General features: G+C 42.2%; 24 protein-coding genes and 1 riboswitch. Of the genes, 9 read left to right on the top strand and 15 right to left on the bottom strand.

Annotated elements, in window-relative coordinates; genetic code table 11:
* Nucleotide 1: 1 nt before the first annotated feature.
* Genes lepB through era form a run of 3 tightly spaced genes read left to right on the top strand, consistent with a single transcriptional unit; the run spans nt 2 to nt 2,608 of the window.
* Nucleotides 2-1,024: a signal peptidase I gene (gene lepB / locus HMPREF9064_RS02290; RefSeq protein ID WP_006719184.1), complete on the top strand. Its 1,023-nt coding sequence runs from the start codon at nt 2-4 to the stop codon at nt 1,022-1,024.
* A gap of 1 nt (nt 1,025) precedes the next feature.
* Nucleotides 1,026-1,706 (top strand): ribonuclease III, encoded by a 681-nt coding sequence (gene rnc, locus HMPREF9064_RS02295; protein ID WP_006719182.1) that lies wholly within the window; start codon nt 1,026-1,028, stop codon nt 1,704-1,706.
* Complete coding sequence (era, locus tag HMPREF9064_RS02300) at nt 1,703-2,608, top strand: GTPase Era (protein ID WP_006719181.1); 906 nt, start codon at nt 1,703-1,705, stop codon at nt 2,606-2,608. The genes rnc and era overlap by 4 nt, the downstream gene beginning before the upstream one ends.
* Before the next feature lie 83 nt (nt 2,609-2,691).
* Here the strand turns inward: era and psiE are convergent, their stop codons facing one another.
* Entirely contained in the window at nt 2,692-3,111 is a 420-nt protein-coding gene (gene psiE, locus HMPREF9064_RS02305) for a phosphate-starvation-inducible protein PsiE (protein ID WP_006719180.1), read from the bottom strand.
* 165 nt (nt 3,112-3,276) lie between these two features.
* A complete protein-coding gene (sodC, locus tag HMPREF9064_RS02310; protein WP_006719179.1) occupies nt 3,277-3,846 on the bottom strand; it encodes a superoxide dismutase family protein in 570 nt (189 codons plus the stop codon).
* Between the two features lie 178 nt (nt 3,847-4,024).
* On the opposite strand from sodC, the gene HMPREF9064_RS02315 reads away from it, so the two are divergent.
* The gene (locus HMPREF9064_RS02315) at nt 4,025-4,780 is read left to right on the top strand and encodes a class I SAM-dependent methyltransferase (protein WP_006719178.1); all 756 of its coding nucleotides are present in this window, start codon (nt 4,025-4,027) and stop codon (nt 4,778-4,780) included.
* Nucleotides 4,781-4,825: 45 nt separating this feature from the next.
* On the opposite strand, the gene recF is transcribed toward HMPREF9064_RS02315, so the two are convergent.
* Genes recF through dnaA form a run of 3 tightly spaced genes read right to left on the bottom strand, consistent with a single transcriptional unit; the run spans nt 4,826 to nt 8,378 of the window.
* A complete protein-coding gene (gene recF, locus HMPREF9064_RS02320; protein WP_006719177.1) occupies nt 4,826-5,902 on the bottom strand; it encodes a DNA replication/repair protein RecF in 1,077 nt (358 codons plus the stop codon).
* Between the two features lie 3 nt (nt 5,903-5,905).
* On the bottom strand, nt 5,906-7,006 hold the full coding sequence (dnaN, locus tag HMPREF9064_RS02325) for a DNA polymerase III subunit beta (protein ID WP_006719176.1): 1,101 nt from the start codon (nt 7,004-7,006) through the stop codon (nt 5,906-5,908).
* 10 nt (nt 7,007-7,016) lie between these two features.
* Complete coding sequence (gene dnaA, locus HMPREF9064_RS02330) at nt 7,017-8,378, bottom strand: chromosomal replication initiator protein DnaA (RefSeq protein ID WP_006719175.1); 1,362 nt, start codon at nt 8,376-8,378, stop codon at nt 7,017-7,019.
* Between the two features lie 422 nt (nt 8,379-8,800).
* Here dnaA and rpmH point away from each other — a divergent pair, with 422 nt between their 5' ends.
* From rpmH to mnmE, 5 genes are all read left to right on the top strand, one after another.
* The gene (rpmH, locus tag HMPREF9064_RS02335; RefSeq protein WP_005539760.1) at nt 8,801-8,935 is read left to right on the top strand and encodes a 50S ribosomal protein L34; all 135 of its coding nucleotides are present in this window, start codon (nt 8,801-8,803) and stop codon (nt 8,933-8,935) included.
* 12 nt (nt 8,936-8,947) lie between these two features.
* Nucleotides 8,948-9,316: a ribonuclease P protein component gene (gene rnpA, locus HMPREF9064_RS02340; RefSeq protein ID WP_032997962.1), complete on the top strand. Its 369-nt coding sequence runs from the start codon at nt 8,948-8,950 to the stop codon at nt 9,314-9,316.
* Nucleotides 9,271-9,534 carry a membrane protein insertion efficiency factor YidD gene (gene yidD, locus HMPREF9064_RS09825; protein ID WP_006719157.1) on the top strand — a complete coding sequence of 88 codons (264 nt, stop codon included), beginning with the start codon at nt 9,271-9,273 and terminating at the stop codon, nt 9,532-9,534. Before rnpA ends, yidD begins: the two co-directional genes overlap by 46 nt.
* On the top strand, nt 9,534-11,162 hold the full coding sequence (yidC, locus tag HMPREF9064_RS02345) for a membrane protein insertase YidC (protein ID WP_006719155.1): 1,629 nt from the start codon (nt 9,534-9,536) through the stop codon (nt 11,160-11,162). The genes yidD and yidC overlap by 1 nt, the downstream gene beginning before the upstream one ends.
* A 198-nt stretch (nt 11,163-11,360) precedes the next feature.
* Nucleotides 11,361-12,716: a tRNA uridine-5-carboxymethylaminomethyl(34) synthesis GTPase MnmE gene (mnmE, locus tag HMPREF9064_RS02350; protein ID WP_006719154.1), complete on the top strand. Its 1,356-nt coding sequence runs from the start codon at nt 11,361-11,363 to the stop codon at nt 12,714-12,716.
* 83 nt (nt 12,717-12,799) lie between these two features.
* On the opposite strand, the gene HMPREF9064_RS02355 is transcribed toward mnmE, so the two are convergent.
* From HMPREF9064_RS02355 to HMPREF9064_RS02400, 10 genes are all read right to left on the bottom strand, one after another.
* On the bottom strand, nt 12,800-13,363 hold the full coding sequence (locus HMPREF9064_RS02355; protein ID WP_032998196.1) for a DUF5358 domain-containing protein: 564 nt from the start codon (nt 13,361-13,363) through the stop codon (nt 12,800-12,802).
* A gap of 161 nt (nt 13,364-13,524) precedes the next feature.
* Nucleotides 13,525-14,250, bottom strand: a complete 726-nt coding sequence (locus HMPREF9064_RS02360; protein ID WP_006719152.1) for a hypothetical protein — start codon at nt 14,248-14,250, stop codon at nt 13,525-13,527.
* Between the two features lie 80 nt (nt 14,251-14,330).
* On the bottom strand, nt 14,331-14,654 hold the full coding sequence (gene raiA / locus HMPREF9064_RS02365) for a ribosome-associated translation inhibitor RaiA (RefSeq protein ID WP_006719151.1): 324 nt from the start codon (nt 14,652-14,654) through the stop codon (nt 14,331-14,333).
* 233 nt (nt 14,655-14,887) lie between these two features.
* Nucleotides 14,888-16,264 carry an alanine/glycine:cation symporter family protein gene (locus HMPREF9064_RS02370; protein WP_006719150.1) on the bottom strand — a complete coding sequence of 459 codons (1,377 nt, stop codon included), beginning with the start codon at nt 16,262-16,264 and terminating at the stop codon, nt 14,888-14,890.
* A gap of 106 nt (nt 16,265-16,370) precedes the next feature.
* A riboswitch (glycine riboswitch) is annotated at nt 16,371-16,501 on the bottom strand.
* Nucleotides 16,502-16,642: 141 nt separating this feature from the next.
* On the bottom strand, nt 16,643-16,915 hold the full coding sequence (locus HMPREF9064_RS02375) for a GNAT family N-acetyltransferase (RefSeq protein ID WP_006719149.1): 273 nt from the start codon (nt 16,913-16,915) through the stop codon (nt 16,643-16,645).
* Nucleotides 16,912-17,127 (bottom strand): DNA gyrase inhibitor YacG, encoded by a 216-nt coding sequence (gene yacG / locus HMPREF9064_RS02380; RefSeq protein WP_006719148.1) that lies wholly within the window; start codon nt 17,125-17,127, stop codon nt 16,912-16,914. The genes HMPREF9064_RS02375 and yacG overlap by 4 nt, the downstream gene beginning before the upstream one ends.
* On the bottom strand, nt 17,117-17,740 hold the full coding sequence (gene coaE, locus HMPREF9064_RS02385; protein WP_006719146.1) for a dephospho-CoA kinase: 624 nt from the start codon (nt 17,738-17,740) through the stop codon (nt 17,117-17,119). The genes yacG and coaE overlap by 11 nt, the downstream gene beginning before the upstream one ends.
* A gap of 49 nt (nt 17,741-17,789) precedes the next feature.
* Nucleotides 17,790-18,482, bottom strand: a complete 693-nt coding sequence (locus tag HMPREF9064_RS02390; RefSeq protein ID WP_006719144.1) for a prepilin peptidase — start codon at nt 18,480-18,482, stop codon at nt 17,790-17,792.
* The gene (locus HMPREF9064_RS02395) at nt 18,479-19,702 is read right to left on the bottom strand and encodes a type II secretion system F family protein (RefSeq protein WP_006719142.1); all 1,224 of its coding nucleotides are present in this window, start codon (nt 19,700-19,702) and stop codon (nt 18,479-18,481) included. Before HMPREF9064_RS02395 ends, HMPREF9064_RS02390 begins: the two co-directional genes overlap by 4 nt.
* The gene (locus HMPREF9064_RS02400) at nt 19,695-21,104 is read right to left on the bottom strand and encodes a GspE/PulE family protein (protein WP_006719140.1); all 1,410 of its coding nucleotides are present in this window, start codon (nt 21,102-21,104) and stop codon (nt 19,695-19,697) included. The genes HMPREF9064_RS02395 and HMPREF9064_RS02400 overlap by 8 nt, the downstream gene beginning before the upstream one ends.
* Nucleotides 21,105-21,108: the final 4 nt, after the last annotated feature.

The raw sequence follows: 21,108 nt of genomic DNA, 5'->3' as shown, positions 1-21,108 counted from the left end.
AATGTCGAACTTATTTACGATTATTTTAATCGCGATTGGATACGGTTTATGGAAAGTGTTGGATCATTTTCAGTTGCCGAATACGTTTTCTATTTTACTGATTATTTTCACCGCACTTTCAGGTGCCGTCTGGTGTTATTTACGTTTTGGGGTGTTGCCGAAGCGCGCCAGACAAATCTCTCGCTTAGAGCAACGCAGTGGCAAAAGCCTCAGTGATGAAGAAAAAAACAACATTGAACCGATTTCCGAAAGTTCCGAATTTGTTGCTTCTCTGTTTCCTGTGTTGGCTTTTGTGTTAATTGTGCGTTCGTTTATTTTTGAGCCGTTCCAAATTCCGTCTTCTTCCATGGAGCCAACGTTACGCATTGGCGACTTCATCGTGGTGAACAAATTTGATTACGGTATTAAAGATCCGATTTTCCAAAATACCCTTGTGAAAATGGGCGAGCCGCAACGTGGTGATGTGATTGTGTTCAAAGCACCGGAATCACCAAGCACAGACTATATAAAACGCATTGTCGGCAAGCCGGGCGATCGTGTGATTTATAATGAAGCCAATCGTCATTTAACCCTGGTTTACGCTAAAGACGGTAAAGAGTGTTTGGCAGATTGCGATATCAAAGAATTCAGCTATACCCAACCTGAACCTAATGAGAATTTCCGTTTCATTTTAGGGCGAGATCACAGTGGCAAAGTACAATATGGCCCGGCGCCGTTAGAAACCGTTGAAACGGGCGATGTGGCGCACGCCATTCACTGGTATCCACAGCCGATTAACGAAGGGTATCGTTATAAAGCCTTTAGTAAACAAGAAAATTATGTGACGGAATGGGTTGTGCCGGAAGACCACTATTTTGTTATGGGTGACAATCGTAACAACAGCGAAGACAGCCGTTTCTGGGGATTTGTGCCATCACAAAATATTGTGGGTAAAGCAACCTATATTTGGCTGAGTTTAAAGAAAGAACAGGATGAATGGCCAACCGGCGTTCGCACCGAGCGCTTGTTCCAGAAAATTCAATAATATGCGAGAAGATAACTTAGATCGTTTACAACGAAAGATTGACTATCATTTCCAAGATGTCGCCTTGCTTAAGCAAGCACTGACTCATCGTAGTGCGGGACATAATCACAATGAACGCTTAGAGTTTCTAGGCGATGCCATTTTGAATTTAACCATCGCGGAAGCCTTGTTTCACCTGTTCCCCAAATGCAATGAGGGCGAGTTGAGCCGTATGCGTGCGACCTTGGTGCGTGAGCCGACCTTAGCCATTCTTGCCCGCGATTTTCAACTGGGGGATTATTTATCCCTTGGGCAAGGCGAATTAAAAAGTGGTGGTTTTCGCCGTGAATCTATTTTGGCGGATTGTGTTGAAGCGATTATCGGGGCTATTTCACTGGATAGTAGCCTAACTCATGCGACACAGATCGTGAATCGTTGGTATCAAACCCTCCTCGAAAATATTAAACCGGGCGACAATCAAAAAGATGCCAAAACCCGTTTACAGGAATATTTACAGGGTAATCGCCAGCCATTACCCACTTACAATGTGGTGAGTATTCAAGGGGAAGCCCATAACCAATTATTTATCGTGGAATGTTCCATTTCAGATAACGACCGCACTTTTATCGGTAAAGGTTCCAGCCGTCGTAAAGCGGAACAAGCTGCGGCAGAACAAATTCTTCAAGAGTTAAATATCAAATGACAGAACAACTTGAAACGTATTGTGGCTTTATTGCCATTGTAGGTCGTCCGAACGTAGGGAAATCCACCTTACTGAATAAAATTCTCGGACAAAAAATTTCTATCACGTCGCGCAAAGCGCAAACGACCCGTCATCGTATTGTGGGCATTAAAACCGAAGGCCCGTATCAAGAAATTTACGTAGATACCCCGGGGCTACACATTGAGGAAAAACGGGCCATCAACCGCTTAATGAACCGTGCAGCCAGCAGTGCGATCACCGATGTGGATTTAGTCATTTTTGTGGTGGATGGCACTCATTGGAATGATGACGATGAAATGGTGCTGAATAAACTGCGTAAAACGAAAGTGCCGGTTGTGCTTGCGATTAATAAAATCGATAACATTAAAAATAAAGACGATTTATTGCCGTTTATTACGGAAATCAGCAGTAAATTTACGTTTACCGATATCGTGCCGATTTCTGCTGAAAAAGGGAATAATTTAGAGGTGATTGAGAACATCGTGCGTAAGTCTTTACGCCCGGGGGGGCATCATTTCCCGGAAGATTATGTGACCGATCGTTCTCAACGTTTCATGGCATCGGAAATTATTCGTGAAAAATTAATGCGCTTTATGGGAGAAGAATTACCTTATTCCGTCACCGTAGAAATTGAGCAATTTAAGGTGAATGAGCGCGGAACTTATGAAATCAATGCCTTAATTTTGGTTGAGCGTGACGGACAGAAAAAAATCGTTATCGGTCACAAAGGCGAAAAATTGAAAAAAATCGGTACCGAAGCCCGTTTAGACATGGAGCGTTTATTTGATAATAAAGTCCATTTGGAACTTTGGGTGAAAGTGAAATCCGGCTGGGCGGATGATGAACGCGCCTTGCGAAGTTTGGGTTATATGGAAGAATAATGAAAAAAGGTGAGCAACGGGCTCACCTTTTTATCTTTAAAGTGCGGTAGAAAATTAAATTGTTTTTTGACCGCACTTTTATTTTAGATATTTCTTAATTTATTGGAATAGAGGACTAAGCATAACGCGATTACCATAATTAAAATGGCGCAGGCGAAGAGAAGGGTATCTACCGAACTTTCGTGATTTACGATGATTAAACGCAACATGGCAGTGATACCGGCGTAAATAAAATAACGCAGAGGGAAATGGTAACCGCTTTTGAAATATTGCACGATAAGACCGATAAAACCGAAATAGAGGAAAAACATGACCGCTTGTTCAGCAACGTTATAAGGCACAATGGTTGAGGTATTTAAGACCATCATTGCCAAAGAATACGTAATTTTGACGAGGGCGATAATAAGTACAAAGGCTAACGCAATTAACGCAGAGCTTAAAACGATTTTTAATATTCCGGTGACCACTTGGGGGAGTTTTTCTAGTTGTTGAGATTCTTCCATAGTTTACTTTCCTTCATTTTATAACGAGATTCAAAGGGTGCTTATTCTAAAACAAGAGAGGATAAGGGTAAATAGATTTGATTAGCGAGAAATATCGGATTTTTTAACCGCACTTTTATAAAAAGAAAGGCTGACATTTGTCAGCCTTTTTGTTTTCATTATTAATTATTTGATTACACCGCAGGCCATACGTGCACCGCCACCACCAAGTGGAGCAGGGTGGTCAGAGTGGTTGTCGCCACCCACGTGGATCATGATAGAATGACCACGAACGTCATCAAGGTGTTTGATACGTGGTGCAAGAACAGGGTTAGTCGCTGTGCCATCATGTAATACGGTTAATGCCGGTAAATCGCCTAAGTGCGCATCATCTTGCCATGGGAAACCGTGTTTTTTAGTGTCTTTCGGATCCCAGTGACCGCCAGCGGCAAGCCCGGCAGTTAATTTACCGTCTTTTTCTTTCGGGTCACAGCTTGGGTTTTGGTGAATATGGAAGCCATGTAAGCCTGCTTCTAATCCGTTTAAGTTTGGTGTAAAGACCAAACCGTAGTTGGATTCGGTAATGGTAACAGTACCCACATCTTTATTACCGTTAACCGGGTCAAGTTGTTGTACTTTTACTTCAATAGAAGCACCGGCAGGCGCCATATGATCGTGTTTGTGTTCATGGGCGTTCGCCATGCTTGCAGCACAGATTGTGCTGATACTTACGGCTAAGAGAGTTTTAAATTTCATTGGTTTACTCCTTTTATGTTAAAAATCTTTTATATTCTAACTAAAATAAGGCATAAATCGAGCATTTTTAGAATGTTATTGACTATCAACGACATTTGAATTTTTTATCTTTTTTCTTTAATCGAAATGAGATTTATTTATAATAGGCATCATTGCTATTTTATTTGGGAGAAATCAGATGGCTAAAGAAGAAGTCGGTCATAATTTTTTGGCACGTTTAGGTAAAACCCGTTTGCGCCCGGGCGGTCGTAAAGCCACCGATTGGTTGATTGCAAGCGGTGATTTTAATAAAGATAAAAAAGTCCTCGAAGTGGCCTGTAATATGTGTACCACCGCCATTGGATTGGTGAAGCAATATGGCTGCCGGATTGAAGGTGTTGATTTAGATGAGAATGCATTGGAAAAAGCCAAGGCCAATATTGCAGCGAATAACTTGCAGGACAAAATTCATGTGCAACGCGCCAATGCGATGAAATTACCTTTTGAAGACAATACGTTTGATATTGTGATTAATGAGGCCATGCTCACCATGCTGCCTGTTGAGGCTAAAATGAAGGCGGTTGCTGAATATTTTCGCGTATTGAAACCGGGTGGCTTTTTGCTGACTCATGATGTGATGTTAGTGGGGGATGACCATAAAACCATTTTGGAAAATATGCGTAATGCCATCAATGTGACGGTCACGCCATTAACCAAAGACGGTTGGAAACAAGTGTTTTTAGACAGTGGTTTTCGTAATATCGAAACTTTTTCCGGTGAGATGACACTGTTGTCGCCAAGAGGCATGATTTATGACGAAGGCGTGTTAGGTACATTAAAAATCATAAAAAATGCTTTTAAAGCAGAAAATCGTGAGCAGTTTAAGAAAATGTTTAGCACTTTTAATGACCCTGAACGTAAATTGCATTTTATTGCAGTTTGTAGTCAGAAGTGATCTACTCTCTTGAGATTAGCCTCCCAAACTGGAGGCTAATTTCTTTTATAACAATTCAATTTTGCCTGACTCGATCTTAAAAGTGCGGTGCTTTTTCGGTTGCATTTCTTTGAGCTGGTTTTGTGTAATGGCGGTGACAAAAACTTGGGAGCCACTGTTTTGTAAGCGTTGGGCAAGAAGACTACGCTTAGTTTGATCTAGCTCAGAGGCAAAGTCGTCAATAAGGAAAATACAATGGCGCTGTTTTTGTTGCATCAAATGTTCACCTTGAGCCAAACGTAATGCGCACATTAATAATTTCAACTGACCGCGCGATAAAATATCTTCCACCGGCAATCCATTGGCTTTAAAGCGAAAATCAGCTTTTTGCGGACCGGAAACCGTATAGCCTAATGCACGATCTCGTTCAAAATTACGCGCCAATAATTCGGCATAGTTTTGTTCTTTTTCCCAGCCTTGATGAAAGCTCACACTAATGTCTAGTTCCGGTAGGAATAAACGGCAGGTTTGTTCAATTTCAGGTTGTAGGGCTTGCGCATATTCGGCTCTGAGCAGACTTACCTGCTCGGCAAGTTTTACCAATTCCACATCCCAAATTTTCATTTGTTGATAACTGGAAACTTGCTGTAAGGCGGCATTTCGTTGTTTGAGTAAACGACTTAAACTCGCCCACAGAGTATAAAAACTCACGTGATGATGGAATAAGCCCCAATCCAGAAAGGCGCGACGATAGCTTGGGCCGCCATTGAGTAAATTTAAACCTTCCGGCGTAATAATTTGCATGGGTAACAGGTGTGCGAGGTCGGAAATTTTATTGCCGTCTTCGCCGTTGATTTTCACGAGCGTGTTGCCTTGACGTAGCTTTTGTAAACCTACCGACCATTGATGTTGCTGTTCTTGAATTTGCCCGAAGAGGGTAAAGTGCGGTTGATCGTAAGAAATAATCCGATTACTGACCGCACTTTTAAAAGAGCGCCCGTGGCCTAAATAGAAAATGGCTTCCAGTAAGCTGGTTTTGCCACTGCCGTTGTTGCCGACCAAAAAGTTAAAGCCGTGATCCAATTCCAGATCCACGGCTTGTAAATTACGAAAATTTTCAACGGTTAAACGTGAAATCGCCATACATTATAAGCGCATCGGCATAATCACATATTCTGCGCTGGCGTCTTCACAATCTTCAATTAAGCAGCTGGAAGAGGCATCGGTTAAGCGCATACGCACTTGGTTGCATTTCAATGCATTCAAAACGTCGAGAATATAGCTGACGTTAAAGCCCACTTCCATTTCTTCTCCGCTGTAAGACACATCAATGATTTCCTCGGCCACCTCTTGTTCCGGGTTGGTTGCGGTGATTTTAAGTTGGTTTTCACTGAGTTGTAAGCGTACGCTACGGAAACGTTCGTTAGATAAAATCGCTGCGCGTACAAAGGCTTGTTTTAAGGTTTCCCAACCGGCCTCAACGATGCGGGTCGCGTTGCGTGGCAACACACGACGATAATCAGGGAAACGACCGTCAATGAGTTTTGATGTGAATGTAATATTGTTTAATTGAATACGTAGGTTATTTGTGCCGATTTGCAAACGCGCCGGTTGCTCGCTTGGCTCCAACAAACGTGCCAGTTCTAACACACCTTTACGCGGTAAAATCACTGAATGAGTCTGTAAATCTTGTTCTAATGGAATAGTACAAACCGCTAAACGGTGGCCATCGGTTGCGACGGTGCGTAATAAATTACCTTCCGTTTCAAATTTCATACCATTTAAGAAATAGCGCGCGTCTTGATTTGCCATGGAGAATTGAGTGGCTTCAATTAAACGGCGTAGTGTCGCTTGCTCAAGGGTGAAATCCACTTCTGATTGCCAATCTGTGAGATTTGGATAGTCTTCTGCCGGTAAGGTGGATAAATTAAATTTACTGCGATCAGAGCGGACAATAGCGCGATCTTCCTCAAATGTAACGGTAATTTCCGCATTGTCTGGCAAACTACGGCAAATATCTAAGAATTTTTTTGCCGGAATTGTAAATTTGCCGTCTTGTTCCGCATGAAGTAATGGCGTTTGGGTTGAAAGTTCCACTTCTAAATCCGTACCGGTAATGCTTAATTGATTATTCTCAATTTGCAATAAAACGTTATTTAACACCGGAATATTCGGACGGCTATTTAATACGCCACACACTTGTTGCAACGGCTTCAATAAATTTTCTCGGGAAATAATAAATTGCATCTGGTGACTCCTATACGGATAAAGTTCGGATTAAGTTAGCCCAATCTTCTTGAATATTCGGATCGGTGTCGCGGAAACCGGCAATCGTACGACAGGCGTGTAAAACAGTGGTGTGATCGCGGTCGCCGAAGGATTTGCCAATTTCCGGTAGGCTGCGGTTGGTTAATTCTTTTGCCAGCGCCATTGCCACTTGGCGTGGGCGAGCCACTGAGCGAGAGCGATTTTTGGATTTTAAATCGGATACTTTAATGCGGTAATATTCAGCGACTACTTTTTGAATATTGTCTACGGTCACCAGTTTATCTTGTAATGCCAACATGTCTTTTAACGTTTCACGCACAAAATCAATGGTGATCGGTTCGCCTTTAAACTCCTGCATGGCTTTCACTCGGTTTAAGGCGCCTTCTAATTCACGTACATTGGTGCGTAATTTTTGACCGATGAAAAACGCCACATCATGAGGTAAATCCACGTTATTTTCTTCCGCTTTTTTCATTAAAATGGCGACACGGGTTTCAAGATCCGGCGGCTCAATAGCTGTCGTGAGCCCCCAACCAAAGCGCGATTTTAGACGTTCTTCAATTTTTTCAATTTCGCGTGGATAGCGGTCGGACGTGAGAATGATTTGGCGTCCACGTTCAAATAAAGTATTGAAAATATGGAAAAATTCCTCTTGAGTTTTTTCTTTGTCGCTGAAAAATTGAATATCATCCACTAACAATGCATCTAAAGAGCGGTAGAACTTTTTAAATTCTTCCATTTTGTTATCGCGAATATAAGCCACAACCTGTTGAACGAAGCGCTCAGAATGAATATACACCACGCGCGCCTCCGGATTGTTGGCAATAATACCGTTGCCGATAGCATGCAATAAGTGGGTTTTACCTAAGCCTGTACCGCCATATAAAAAGAGCGGATTAGCGGTTTGTTCACCAGGATTATCTGCGACCTTTTGCGCTACAGCGCGCGCCAGTTGGTTGGATTTACCCTCAACGAAATTTTCGAAAACTAATTTGGTATTTAGATTGGAATGGTAAGGTGTTTTATTTGTGCTTTTTTCTTCCGAAAAACCGACCGCACTTTGTTTTTTCGTAGGTTTCTCTACTTTTGGTGCGGTGGGTTTAATGCCTTCAATAACTGATACGCTAAGATTAGGATTTGCACTGGTTTGACGAGCAATGTCAGTAATTAAAGGAAGATAGTTATCAATCACCCATTTTTGCACAAAAGCATTTGATGCATAAAGTAAGATATTGCTTGCGCTAGTCTCAGCTTGCAACGGATAGAGCCAGATTTTGAAATCGTCCGTAGGAATTTTATCTTGTAGTTGCAACAGGCAATTTTGCCACAGAGAATTCGGCTGGTTTTCCACGTGAATATATCCCTTGTTAATTGGTTTATAGTTTTCCTTCGATTACCTTGCCAACCTTTTATCTTATTGTTTTATATAGGTATTACTTATTGAATGGCCGAATTTTCGGCAATAAAGTGTGGTTGGATAGGTGACTATTTTACAATAACGGAGGAAAAAGATCTGCTATCTGGCTCTAAAAAAAGCAAAAAAGGTTGCTTGCCATTTTTGCCTAAAACCGTATAATCGCCTCGCTTTTAAATGCTGTGAGTGATGGAAAAATGAACGAGTTGCCGTGTTTTTTCCCTAATCTCATTTGACGAACGCCGAATTTATGATTACAATTCCGTTCCTTATTTTTTGATAATCTTTGTTTATTTAAACGTTTCCCAACGTTTAAAGTAGAAACAGTTACTGAAACTATTTGACTTAGGTACATTATAATGAAACGCACATTTCAACCTTCTGTATTAAAACGTAGCCGTACTCACGGTTTCCGTGCTCGTATGGCAACTAAAAATGGCCGTCAAGTTTTAGCTCGTCGTCGTGCTAAAGGTCGTAAAAGTTTATCTGCCTAATCGCATATTAATGTGGTTAAGCTAAACTTTCCTAGGGAGTTACGTTTGTTAACTCCCGAACATTTTAAATACGTCTTCCAACAGCCGTCCCGCGCCAGTTCACCTGAAATCACTATTCTTGCCCGTAAAAATCACCTTGAGCATCCCCGCTTAGGTTTAACTGTGGCGAAAAAACATCTCAAACGAGCCCATGATCGTAATCGTATTAAACGGTTATGCCGTGAATCTTTTCGTTTAGCACAGCATGACTTACCGAATTATGATTTTGTTGTTGTAGCAAAACAGGGAATCGGCCGCTTAGATAACCGCACTTTATGGCAAACGCTGGATAAATTATGGCAAAGACACATTCGTTTGGCGCAAAAATCCTTATTGGATTAATTCGTTTTTATCAAATCGTTATCAGTCCATTAATTGGCCCCCGCTGTCGTTTCACACCAACTTGTTCTTGCTATGGTATTGATGCTGTAAAAACGCATGGAGTGGTAAAAGGTGGTTGGCTTACGGTTAAACGTATATTAAAATGTCATCCTTTAAACGCGGGTGGGTACGATCCCGTTCCACCCAAGATCAATAATAACAAAACAGAGAATAAATAATGGATTCAAGACGCGGCCTATTGGTCATTGCACTACTCTTTATGTCTTTTATTGTTTATCAGCAATGGCAACTTGATTATCACACGCCAAAACCTGTGGCAACTGAGCAAACTGTAACATCCACATCAGATGTTCCTGCTTCTTCTGGGAACAATACGGTCATCGCAACGGATACCCAAGTAAAAGGTAAAGTGATTACCTTAGAAAATGATGTATTCCGTTTGAAAATTAATACCTTAGGTGGTGATGTTATTAGTTCTGAATTGTTGAAATATGATGCTGAACTAGATTCCAACATGCCATTTGTATTGTTACAAAATACACCGGAACATGTGTATATCGCTCAAAGCGGTTTAATCGGTAAAGATGGTATTGATACGAAAGCAGGTCGTGCTGATTATCAAGTAGAGGGTGAAAACTTCAAATTAGCCGATGGCCAAAACGAATTAATTGTTCCTTTGGTTTATCAAAAAGAGGGTGTGACTTATCGTAAAATTTTTGTCTTGAAACGCGGTGAATATGACATTGCGGTCAATTACGAAATTAGTAACCAAAGCGATAAAACGATTGAGGTTGAGCCTTATGGTCAGTTAAGACATACTTTAGTTGATAGCTCCGGTAGTGTGGCGATGCCAACTTATACCGGTGGTGCTTATTCTTCTTCCGAAACTAATTATAAAAAATACAGTTTCAGTGATATGGAAAATGCCAATTTATCAGTGAATACTAAAGCCGGTTGGGTTGCGGTGTTACAACATTATTTCGTTTCTGCTTGGATTCCTAACCAAGATGCCGATAACCAACTTTATACTTTGACAGATAAAGCCAACAACATCGGTTCAATTGGGTATCGTGGTCCGGTTGTTGCGATTCAGCCGAATACAACCGAGAAATTAACCAGCAAATTATGGACCGGCCCGAAATTACAAAATGAAATGGCGCAAGTGGCAGATCATTTAGATCTCACTGTGGACTACGGTTGGGCGTGGTTTATTGCAAAACCATTATTCTGGTTGCTGACATTCATTCAACAATTAGTTCACAACTGGGGTGTGGCGATCATCTGTGTTACCTTAGTGGTTAAAGCGATTTTATATCCGCTCACAAAAGCACAATATACCTCAATGGCTAAAATGCGTATGTTGCAACCAAAATTGCAAGAAATGCGCGAACGTTTCGGTGAAGATCGTCAGCGTATGAGCCAAGAAATGATGAAACTCTACAAAGATGAGAAAGTAAACCCATTAGGTGGTTGTTTACCGCTCTTGTTACAAATGCCAATTTTCATTGCTTTGTATTGGACGTTTATGGAAGCCGTTGAATTACGTCACGCACCGTTCTTTGGTTGGATTCAAGACTTGTCTGCGCAAGATCCGTATTACATCCTGCCAATTTTAATGGGCGCTTCCATGTTCCTGTTGCAAAAAATGTCTCCGACACCGGTTGCCGATCCGATGCAACAAAAGATCATGAACTTCATGCCGTTAATCTTCATGGTGTTCTTCCTTTGGTTCCCGGCAGGTCTAGTGCTTTACTGGTTAGTGTCTAACTTAATCACGATTATCCAACAACAACTGATTTATCGTGGTTTAGAGAAAAAAGGGTTACATACCCGTCATAAAAAATAGTGAAATCTAGAGAATTAAAAGGCACGTATTGTGCCTTTTATTTTAATTAAAAAATGCACAAAAAAATGACCGCACTTTTGCGTCATAAAGTACGGTTACAAAACGCAACGCTTTTTGACTGTTGGTTCTGTCAACGCTCCAATTAGGGGAAACAAGCGACCTTATAAAGAAAGAATTAAACGTTTTGAGAGCAGACTTATGAAAGAAACAATCGTAGCTCAAGCCACAGCCCCGGGGCGAGGTGGTATTGGAATTTTACGTGTATCAGGCCCCAAGGCCGCTGATGTGGCACATGCGGTATTAGGAAAATGCCCCAAACCACGTATGGCAGATTATTTGCCCTTTAAAGATGCTGATGGCACCGTGTTAGATCAAGGGATTACATTGTATTTTAAAGGGCCAAATTCCTTTACCGGTGAAGACGTGCTTGAACTTCAAGGGCATGGCGGACAGGTCGTATTAGATTTATTGCTAAAACGGATTTTGCTTATTGATGGCATTCGACTCGCGCGTCCGGGCGAGTTTTCTGAGCAGGCATTTTTGAACGATAAATTGGATTTAGCCCAAGCGGAAGCGATTGCCGATTTAATTGATGCCAGCTCCGAACAGGCCGCACGTTCAGCCCTAAAATCGCTGCAAGGCGAGTTTTCCAATAAAGTGAATCAGCTTGTGGATTCGGTTATTTATTTACGTACTTATGTCGAGGCGGCGATTGATTTTCCTGATGAAGAAATCGATTTTCTTGCCGATGGCAAAATTGAAGGACATTTGAATGGCATTATTGCGCAGTTGGATCAGGTGCGTGCCGAAGCGAAACAAGGTTCTATTTTGCGTGAAGGGATGAAAGTGGTCATTGCCGGTCGCCCTAATGCCGGGAAATCCAGTTTATTGAATGCCCTTGCCGGACGTGAAGCGGCCATAGTCACTGATATTGCCGGTACTACGCGGGATGTGTTGCGCGAGCATATCCACTTAGATGGCATGCCATTACATATTATTGATACTGCCGGGTTACGTGATGCGACAGATGAGGTGGAGCGCATTGGTATTTCTCGTGCGTGGAATGAAATTGAACAGGCAGATCGGATTTTATTGATGTTAGACAGCAGTGATAGCGAGCAAGATTTAGCTAAAGTGCGGTCGGAATTTCTGGCAAAATTACCGAACAATATTCCGGTTACCATTATTCGCAACAAAGCGGATTTAACCGGTGAAACGGAACGTTTATATGAGCAAGACGGTTATACGGTCGTCAATTTGTCCGCAAAAACTCAGCAAGGCGTGGATTTATTGCGTGAGCATTTAAAACAAGCGATGGGGTATCAAACGGGTATCGAAGGGGGCTTCTTAGCACGCCGTCGCCACTTGGAAGCCTTAGAACAGGCAGCACAACACTTACAGACAGGACACATTCAATTAACCCAATTCCATGCCGGTGAATTGTTGGCGGAAGAGTTGCGTATGGTGCAAGATGCCTTAAGTGAAATTACCGGCCAGTTTACCTCTGATGATTTGCTCACGAATATTTTTAGTTCGTTTTGTATCGGGAAATAGAGACAAAGTGCGGTCGGTTTTGACTGCATTTTTCAGGTATAAAAATACCGATGGTTTTCCATCGGTATTTTTGTTTATGTTGATTAGAGCAACAGAGCTGAGCCCCATTTAATGATATCGAAGAAGAATTTATTTTGGTTAGTTGCCACGCCATCAGCGGATTTTGTCGTCCCATCAGGATTTTTCTGAACTTCGATCATGCCGTTTTTATATTGGCCTTTTACCACTTCTAAATCATCGGCTGCATTTTTTCTTAACAGCTCACATTGTGCTTTATCCATGTCTTCCACTTTATCCTGTCTAAATTTCTTATATTGGTAAGTGGCGTAATTCATGGATTTTTCATCGTCTTGAATAATTTTTACATACTTCTCGCCAATGACGCTTTCTAATGGGTAGAAGAAAATATATTGTGAATGAATGTAAGCATCTTCTTTTGGAAAGTGCTGTTGCAAAATACGGGTTAAATTTGGATAGATACATTGTTCCGCTTGTTTGCTGGCAAATACCCAACGTTGTGCATTCTCATCGGATAACAAATAATCTGCACCGGCATATTCACCGGGAATTGGATCCTGCTTGGTGCCAAATAATGAGCAACCGGTAAGGAATAAAATGACACCCGAAAAAATAAATTTCTTTAACATGGTTAAACCTTTATAGCTTGATACATTACGAAAAAACGCTGCGTATTCTAGCAATAAGCGTGTCATTTAGAAATGATTTGTTTAGTGGAAAGTAAAAAGTGCGGTGGATTTTCAGCATAAATTATGTTGGATGATCCTCCGCACTTTTATAAGAGGAAAAACTAGCGGCAAATCACCTGTTCAATCATACGACCTTTTTCAGCAGCGTTAGCGTTAGGCAATTTATCGCCATTTTGTTTGATGGAGTCGGTGTATTTTTCCACAAAGGCCTTGTCTTCACTGATGACACCCGCAGAGTATTCATCAATGCTAAACGTGCCTTTTGCATACATTCCGTTGAGTTGATACGTGAGGTAATTATCAACAGAGGAGGTGTTTTTCTCTAGATCATAATAATTGCTAGACATGTTGAAATGCACGCCTTGTTGTGTTTTGAAATCCTGACAAATACCGTTCTTCGCTGTAAAAACAGCATGGCTTAAACGTCCTTGACCAAATTCATAATATTCAAATTTTTTAGCATTGGCTAATTTCTTCAGATCTTGTTCGTTACTTGGATTCATTGATTTTCCATTGTGTAAATACATCACCGGAATCAGCCTGTTGCCACTGAATTCTTGTTGATAAATTTCACCAAGAATTTTGCTTCCTCGCCGTGCTTTTAAGACGGGCTTTTTCATATCGCTATCGGATGCGCCGGCAATTTTCTCAAAAGAAATCGATTTGATTTGACTGTCTAAATCAACGTAGTGACGTTCATATACACCGGTAGAAATATCTTCAAACGCATTCCAGCCATCGCTATTTTTTCCTGGGGTATTGGCGTGAGCGCAGGCGATTAATGTCATGATCGAGCAGGCGAGCGTACTGAATTTTAAGATTTTCATTCTTTCTCCTAAAATTTGATTATTGATAATCAAAAAAACCGCACTCTTTTAAAAGTGCGGTCATTTTTACAGGTGTTTTTTTATTCGTTAAACGAATCTTTCAAACGTTCATCAGCCCGACGGGCTTCGCCTTTGTGTTGTAATTTATTGAGCTGTTTCTCAAGTTTTTCTTCAACGTCGTTGATCGCTTTATACATATCTTCTGCCTCAGCGCTGGCAATGAGGTTACCAAATGGGGTACCGATAGAGGCATCAACGGAAAAGCCTTTAGGCGTTTTGTTTAAAATAAAGTGAGGATTGATCAGTTGGGTATGCCATTTATTCAGTTTGACAAGTCGTTCTTCAACGTGAGCACGGATTGCAGGGGTGATATCCATTTGTTTACTGGTAATATTTAATGTCATAGCATTTACCTCTTATGTGAATGGGGTCTGAGACCCAGTTGAAATCCTTAGTTACAACATAGTAACCTTGCCTTTAATTTTCAAGCGCTTTTTAGGTTGTTTAAAAAGAAAAGTTTAAAAATATGATCCAGGTCTGAAAATTGGGAAAAGATGCTTTTTTTGCGGAGATAAGTTGCTATGATGGGCAAGTTAAAGAAAGCGGATATTATATTTAATATCCGCTTTCTTTTTTATTATTGGGTCATTTCGTCTTGATCAAACTGATTGGCATTGAGGCGTGAAAAATAGTCTTTCGTTTCTTCAATAACCACTTTGCGCAAGCCGATTAAGGCAATTAAGTTTGGAATCGCCATTAAGCCGTTGACGATATCCGCTAAAATCCAAATGAGATTTAAATGAATAAATGCACCACAGCCGACTAATGCGATAAATGCGATACGGTAGAGTTTAATACCTCGGATTCCCACCAAATAAACAAAGCAACGTTCACCGTAATAGCACCAGCCAAGAATAGTCGTAAAGGCGAAAAAGAGGAGTCCAATGGTGACAATCGTTGCGCCAATAGAAGAGCCTAAACCTTGAGAGAATGCATAGTTGGTCACGACAGCACCTTCCATGCCTGGCGTTTGCCACGCACCGGTTAGGACTAAAACAATCCCCGTCATAGTACAGACGATAATCGTATCTAAGAATGTACCCGTCATGGAAATCAGGCCTTGGCGTACAGGCTCTTTGGTTTGTGCGGCAGCCGCAGCAATCGGAGCACTCCCTAAACCGGATTCGTTGGAGAAAATCCCGCGAGCTACACCGGATTGGATGGCTTTCATCACGGTAAAACCTAATGCACCGCCCAATGCGGCTTCCGGATTAAATGCACTGTGAATGATTAACTGAAGTGCGGTCGGAATTTTGTCTAAATTTAACAGAATGATAATGATGGATGTCGCAACATAAAAGACAGCCATAAATGGCACGATGTAGGATGACACCAACGCGATACGTTTTACTCCACCAAGAATAATTAAGCCTACTAACAGGGTGATGATTGCGGCGGTGATACTGACGGGAATGCTAAAAGTATCTTGCATCGCATGGGTGATGGCATTGATTTGTGGGAACGTGCCGATACCAAAGAACGCAACCAGTACGCCAAATAGGGCAAAGAGTTTTGCTAACCACCCCAAACCAAGACCACGTTCGATGTAATACATCGGACCACCAGCCATAAAACCGTTTTTGTCACGTACACGATATTTAACGGCTAACAAACATTCTGCGTATTTGGTTGCCATGCCAAGCAATGCAACTAACCACATCCAGAAGATGGCACCCGGGCCGCCTGCTTGTACTGCTGTTGCAACGCCCACAATGTTCCCTGTACCGATGGTGGCAGCAAGTGCGGTACACAAGGCGGCAAAAGAAGAAACATCCCCTTTTTGTTGTAAACCCGAATCGCGTTTAAACAAATAGCGCAAGGCACGAGGCAATTGAACGATTTGAATAAAGCCTAAGCGAAGGGTTAAATATAATCCGGTACCGGATAATAAAATGAGTAGAGGTGGACCCCATATAAAAGAGTCTATTGCAGATAAAATATTTTCGAATGTCATTGATAGTTCCTCGTAAATAACCTGATTACAAGGAGGCGGAAAGAATTTTACGGATAGATAAAATAGGAAATAACTCAATAAATTGAGTACGTTATATTAACCGAAATCTTCTGCCCCTGTCCTTTTGCCTGAGCGTTTGAAAAGCAGTGAACATTCCGCTTTTTTGCGCCTTCGGCGTCCATGAGTACTTTCAAGTCGAACTTGAAAAGTACCTTGGATCTCTCCAAGGGTTCGTCCAGTAACAGTCCCTGCCATCGCGCCTGAAAGATTTTACCTCGTCGGCGTGGGGTCGATTCCCCGCTCTCCAGCTACCTTCATCCGAACAATTTATGTTTGCACATAAAGTGCGATAAATTCTAGCAATATAATTTTAGGATCTCAATCATGTTGTTGGTGGCGTTGCCATTTTTTTGCAATATAACTGCAGGTAGGCACCAGTTTGAGCTGATTTTCTTGAATAAAGGTGATTAAGGCTTGATATAACTTATCTGCAACGCCTTGCCCACGTAATGTTTCCGACACATAAGTGTGATTGGCATTGATGGTGTGGTCGTCAATGAAAAAATAAGTGAGTTTGGCAACAGGTTGTTGTTTTTCGTCTAACACAAAAAATGTTCCTTGCTCGGCGTTTTTCTCGTGCTGAATTTTCATGAGTGGTTTACCCAGTCATTGTCTTCATTTAATAGTCCGCTAGCTGCAAAATCGGCCGTTTCGCATGGAATTGCTTTTTCTTCTGCCGCCCATTCACCTAAATCAATAAGCTGGCAACGCTTGCTACAAAAAGGGCGGTAAGGGCTTTGTTCCGACCATTCAACCTGTTTATGGCAAATAGGGCAAGGAACAGTAAAGATATCATTGCTCATTGAATTTCTCCGCGAGTTGTAAATAAAGGTGGTGCAAGTCTAGCACTTTTTGTTTTAACTGCGGCAGGCTTTCGCTTAAATCCACATCGTTATTGATGACATCATCGGCGTGTTGTAGGCGTTCCGATCGGCTGACTTGCGATTGCATGATATTTTTGATTAACGCTAATTGATTGTTATCGCGTTTACTTGCACGCGTCATTTGGGTTTGTTCGCTCACATCCACTACCAACACCCGTTGGCAAAGTGCGGTCAAATTATTCTCAATTAATAACGGCACCATGAAAATGCAATAAGGCGCCTGTTGTGCGGCGAGTTGTCGCAACATTTCATGACGGATGGCGGGGTGTAATAATTGATTCAACCAGTGTTTCTGCGTTTCATTGGCAAAGATCTTTTCTCGCAAGGCGGCACGATTGAGCGCGCCGTCTTCAAGTAAAATCTCCGGCCCGAAATGGGCCGCGATTTCTGCCAATAACGGCGAGCCTTTTTCTACCACTTGGCGAGCAACGAGATCGGCATCAATGACCGGTACACCAAGTTCAGCGAATAATTCGGCGATGGTGCTTTTGCCGCTACCGATTCCGCCGGTTAGCCCAACCACATATGTCATGTTATGTCCTTTGTATTATCAACAATGGCGCGATCATACGTTCATGTGTTCAATTAAGCAATAAACAGACGATCCCCGAAAGGGAGAGAAACGGGCCGAATGGAACCGCGTTGAGTGTACGGTTTCGATACTTGGCGTAGGTCGTGTAGATTAAGCCGAAAAGGCAGGCGAGGAATAAAAAGGCGGGGAGTTGCTGTGCCGGCATAAAAGCCCCTAACCCGAGAGCCAGCCAGTAGTCGCCTCGTCCTAATGCTTCTTGTCGGTAGTACCCTTTGGCAGCATGATAGATAGCATAAAAAACGCCTCCAAAGAGGACCGCACTTTGTAGGCTTTGTTCAAGGGATAATGCTCCGATTTGCCAATATGCCGCTCCTAAGCCGAGGGCAAGTAAGGCTTGGCACAATGTGGGCGAGATCAGACGATAGTGCCAATCCACCAAAGAAATTGCGCTCAAAATGGTGATATAAAGCGCAAGGCAAAGTCCCTTTGACGGCTCGTCATTGGTGGCATAGCAAAGTAAAAACAACAGTGCGAACAGAATGCCGTAAATCAGTGCGGAAGCTTGTCTTTGGAGTGGCTTGAGAACGGATTTTTCCGGCATAAAGTGCGGTGGATTTTCCGGGTAAATTTCAATGTATGCGATGTAAACCTCATGACTTAATTTGCGGGCAAAGTGCACTACATAATTATGTACCAACCCGCCACAGGCAACACCAGCAAGCAGAAAGAATAGCCACATCATTGTACTAGCGAACCTATGTTGAAAATCGGTAGGTACATGCCGAGCATAATTAAACCGATAAGTCCGCCGATAATCACCATTAATAAAGGTTCAAGCATTTGTGACAACAGATCGATTTGGTGATCTAGCTGTTGTTGATGATCGTTGGCGATAAATTGCAGCATCTTGGGTAATTGTCCGCTTTGTTCTCCTACTTGTAGCATTTGTTGCGCTGCAGGGGGAAAAATTTGTCCACTCACGCTGGCGGAAAACGGGTAGCCTTGTTGAATCCAATGGAGTGTCGATTGCACCTCTGCAATTAATACTAAATCACCTTGTAATTGAGGTTTAGTTTGCCAACTTTGTTGTTTCGGCAAGAAAGATTGAAGCGCCTGATTAAGTGGAATGCCAGCCTGTAACATCAGAAATAAACTACGGCTGAAACTCACTAAACGGGAAAGCTGAATGATGTGATTAAGAAACGGAATACTATTGATTAGGCGCGTTTTTTGTCGATGAAGCCAGGGCGAGTGTTTCAGCTGAAAGCGAATGAGTATGACGGTGAGTACAACAACGATGAGTAGAGCCAACCAATAATTTTGTAACCCTTGAGAGAGTGTAAGCAGAAGTTGTGTAAAGGCGGGGAGTTGGGCGCTGTTGTTGTCATACATTGCGGCAAACTGTGGCACGATGAATAACAATAGCAGGACGGTCAATGTTAATGAAATACCCAGTACCAACACAGGGTAAAGCAAGATCTTTTGCATTTTACGCTGCAACGCCAGTGCTTGTTGTTTATGTTGGGCTATTTCATGACAAACTGCAGCAAGTTTGCCGGTCATTTCACCTACTTGAATAAGTTGGCGTTCTTGATAGGTAAGGTATAACCCTTGCTGCTCTAAGGCTTGAGAAAAGGCTAAACCCCTTTCAATGTCTCGTAATAAGAGACGGAGCCATTGATTCAGTGCGATATTGGTGCAGTTTTGCAACAGAATTTGCAGACTATGTTTTAAGGGGACCGAGGCTTGTAATAATGTCGCGAGCTGTGAAAGTAAGGCACAGATCTCGGCATTTTTCGGCTTATTGCTCAGTTGCCAGTTTTGTTGCAAGGCAATGCTTTGCAAACCTCGCGCCATTAACTGCTGCCGTGCCTTTGCTTCGCTTTCTGCTACGATGAGTCCTTTTTGTTTTTGTTGTAACCGATTGATGGCTCGCCAGCGAAATAATTTTAATTTAGTCATGGGGCTGCCCTAATACTCGCTGAATTTCAGCCAAATCAGTTATGCCGTTTTTGATTTTTTCTAAGGCGCTTTGACGTAAATCATCGAAATCCATTTCATAGCCTTGCGGATGGTGTAGTTGAGGTTGTAGGAATTGATATACCCCGACACGCCCTTTGTAACCTTGATGACAGTCGCAAAAATGGTTGGGATTTCCACCGCACTTTAGACAACGTTTACGCACCAATCGTTGCGCAATAACGAGCAGCAAACTGCTGTCGATTTCATGGCGCTGAATACCCAACTGTTGCAAGCGGGAAATGGCGGAAGGAGCATCATTGGTGTGTAAGGTAGAAAGGACTAAGTGTCCTGTTTGTGCGGCGCGTAGTGCCATGGCAGCACTTTCTTCATCACGAATTTCACCTAGCATAATGATGTCGGGATCTTGGCGTAAGAAGGTGCGAAGGAGACGGCTGAAATCCAAGCCAATAGGATTATTTACTTGAGTTTGAATAATGCCTGGCAACTGAATTTCAATGGGATCCTCTGCCGTCATGATGTGTTTTTCCGGTGTATTTAAATACTGTAATGCCGTATACAAAGAAATACTTTTGCCGCTACCGGTCGGTCCGGTTACTAAAATCAATCCTTGGGGTTGGCTTAATGCATGACGGAAAAGTTGTTGCTGCGATTCGGTCATGCCCAATTCACTGAATTCCAACTGAACGGGGCGATTTTGCTGTAAACGCAACACGGCTTTTTCGCCAAATTGGGTCGCAAGGGTCGAAAGGCGAAAATCTAAAATATCAGAAAAGGTGGTTTTAAACTGAAAGCGGCCATCTTGTGGTAAACGTGTCTCGCTAATATCCAATTTCGCCAATAATTTCAGACGGGAAATTAAGCGGTTTGCCAAAGAACGTGAGATTTGTTCTTGTACTTGCAATACGCCATCAATACGAAAACGCACTTGTAATCCGTCGGCTTGCGGTTCCAAATGAATATCGGATGCTTTTTTCTGTGTAGCGTTTTCAAAAATCTGATTGAGTTGTTGAATGATCGGCTCATCAATTTGCTGGGTATCAGGCTGTTCTTGTAGTTCAGTTGAATAAAAGAGCGGTTGATTTTCCTCGACTTTTTCAGATTTTGTTAAATCCTGTAGTGCGCTTTTGAGTACATGGCTAGGCAATAACACAGGCTCAATGTGCTTTCCACTGAGAAAGGAAAAGGTTTCACAAGCGGCAAGATTGGTTAACGAATCCAATCCTAGCCACAGCGTTTGGACATCTTCTTTTAACGGTAACGCCAAATAACGTAAGAGGGCGGTTTGTTGTTGCTGATTTCTAAGCCAAAGCTCAGGCGTAATACAAAATTCTTCGCCCTGTTGATTGATGACCGAATAATGCCGTTCCATCAGATGTTGCATCCCC

This window comes from Aggregatibacter segnis ATCC 33393 (assembly GCF_000185305.1).
GTDB lineage: Bacteria > Pseudomonadota > Gammaproteobacteria > Enterobacterales > Pasteurellaceae > Aggregatibacter > Aggregatibacter segnis.
This window is presented reverse-complemented; position numbering and strand designations above follow the sequence as displayed.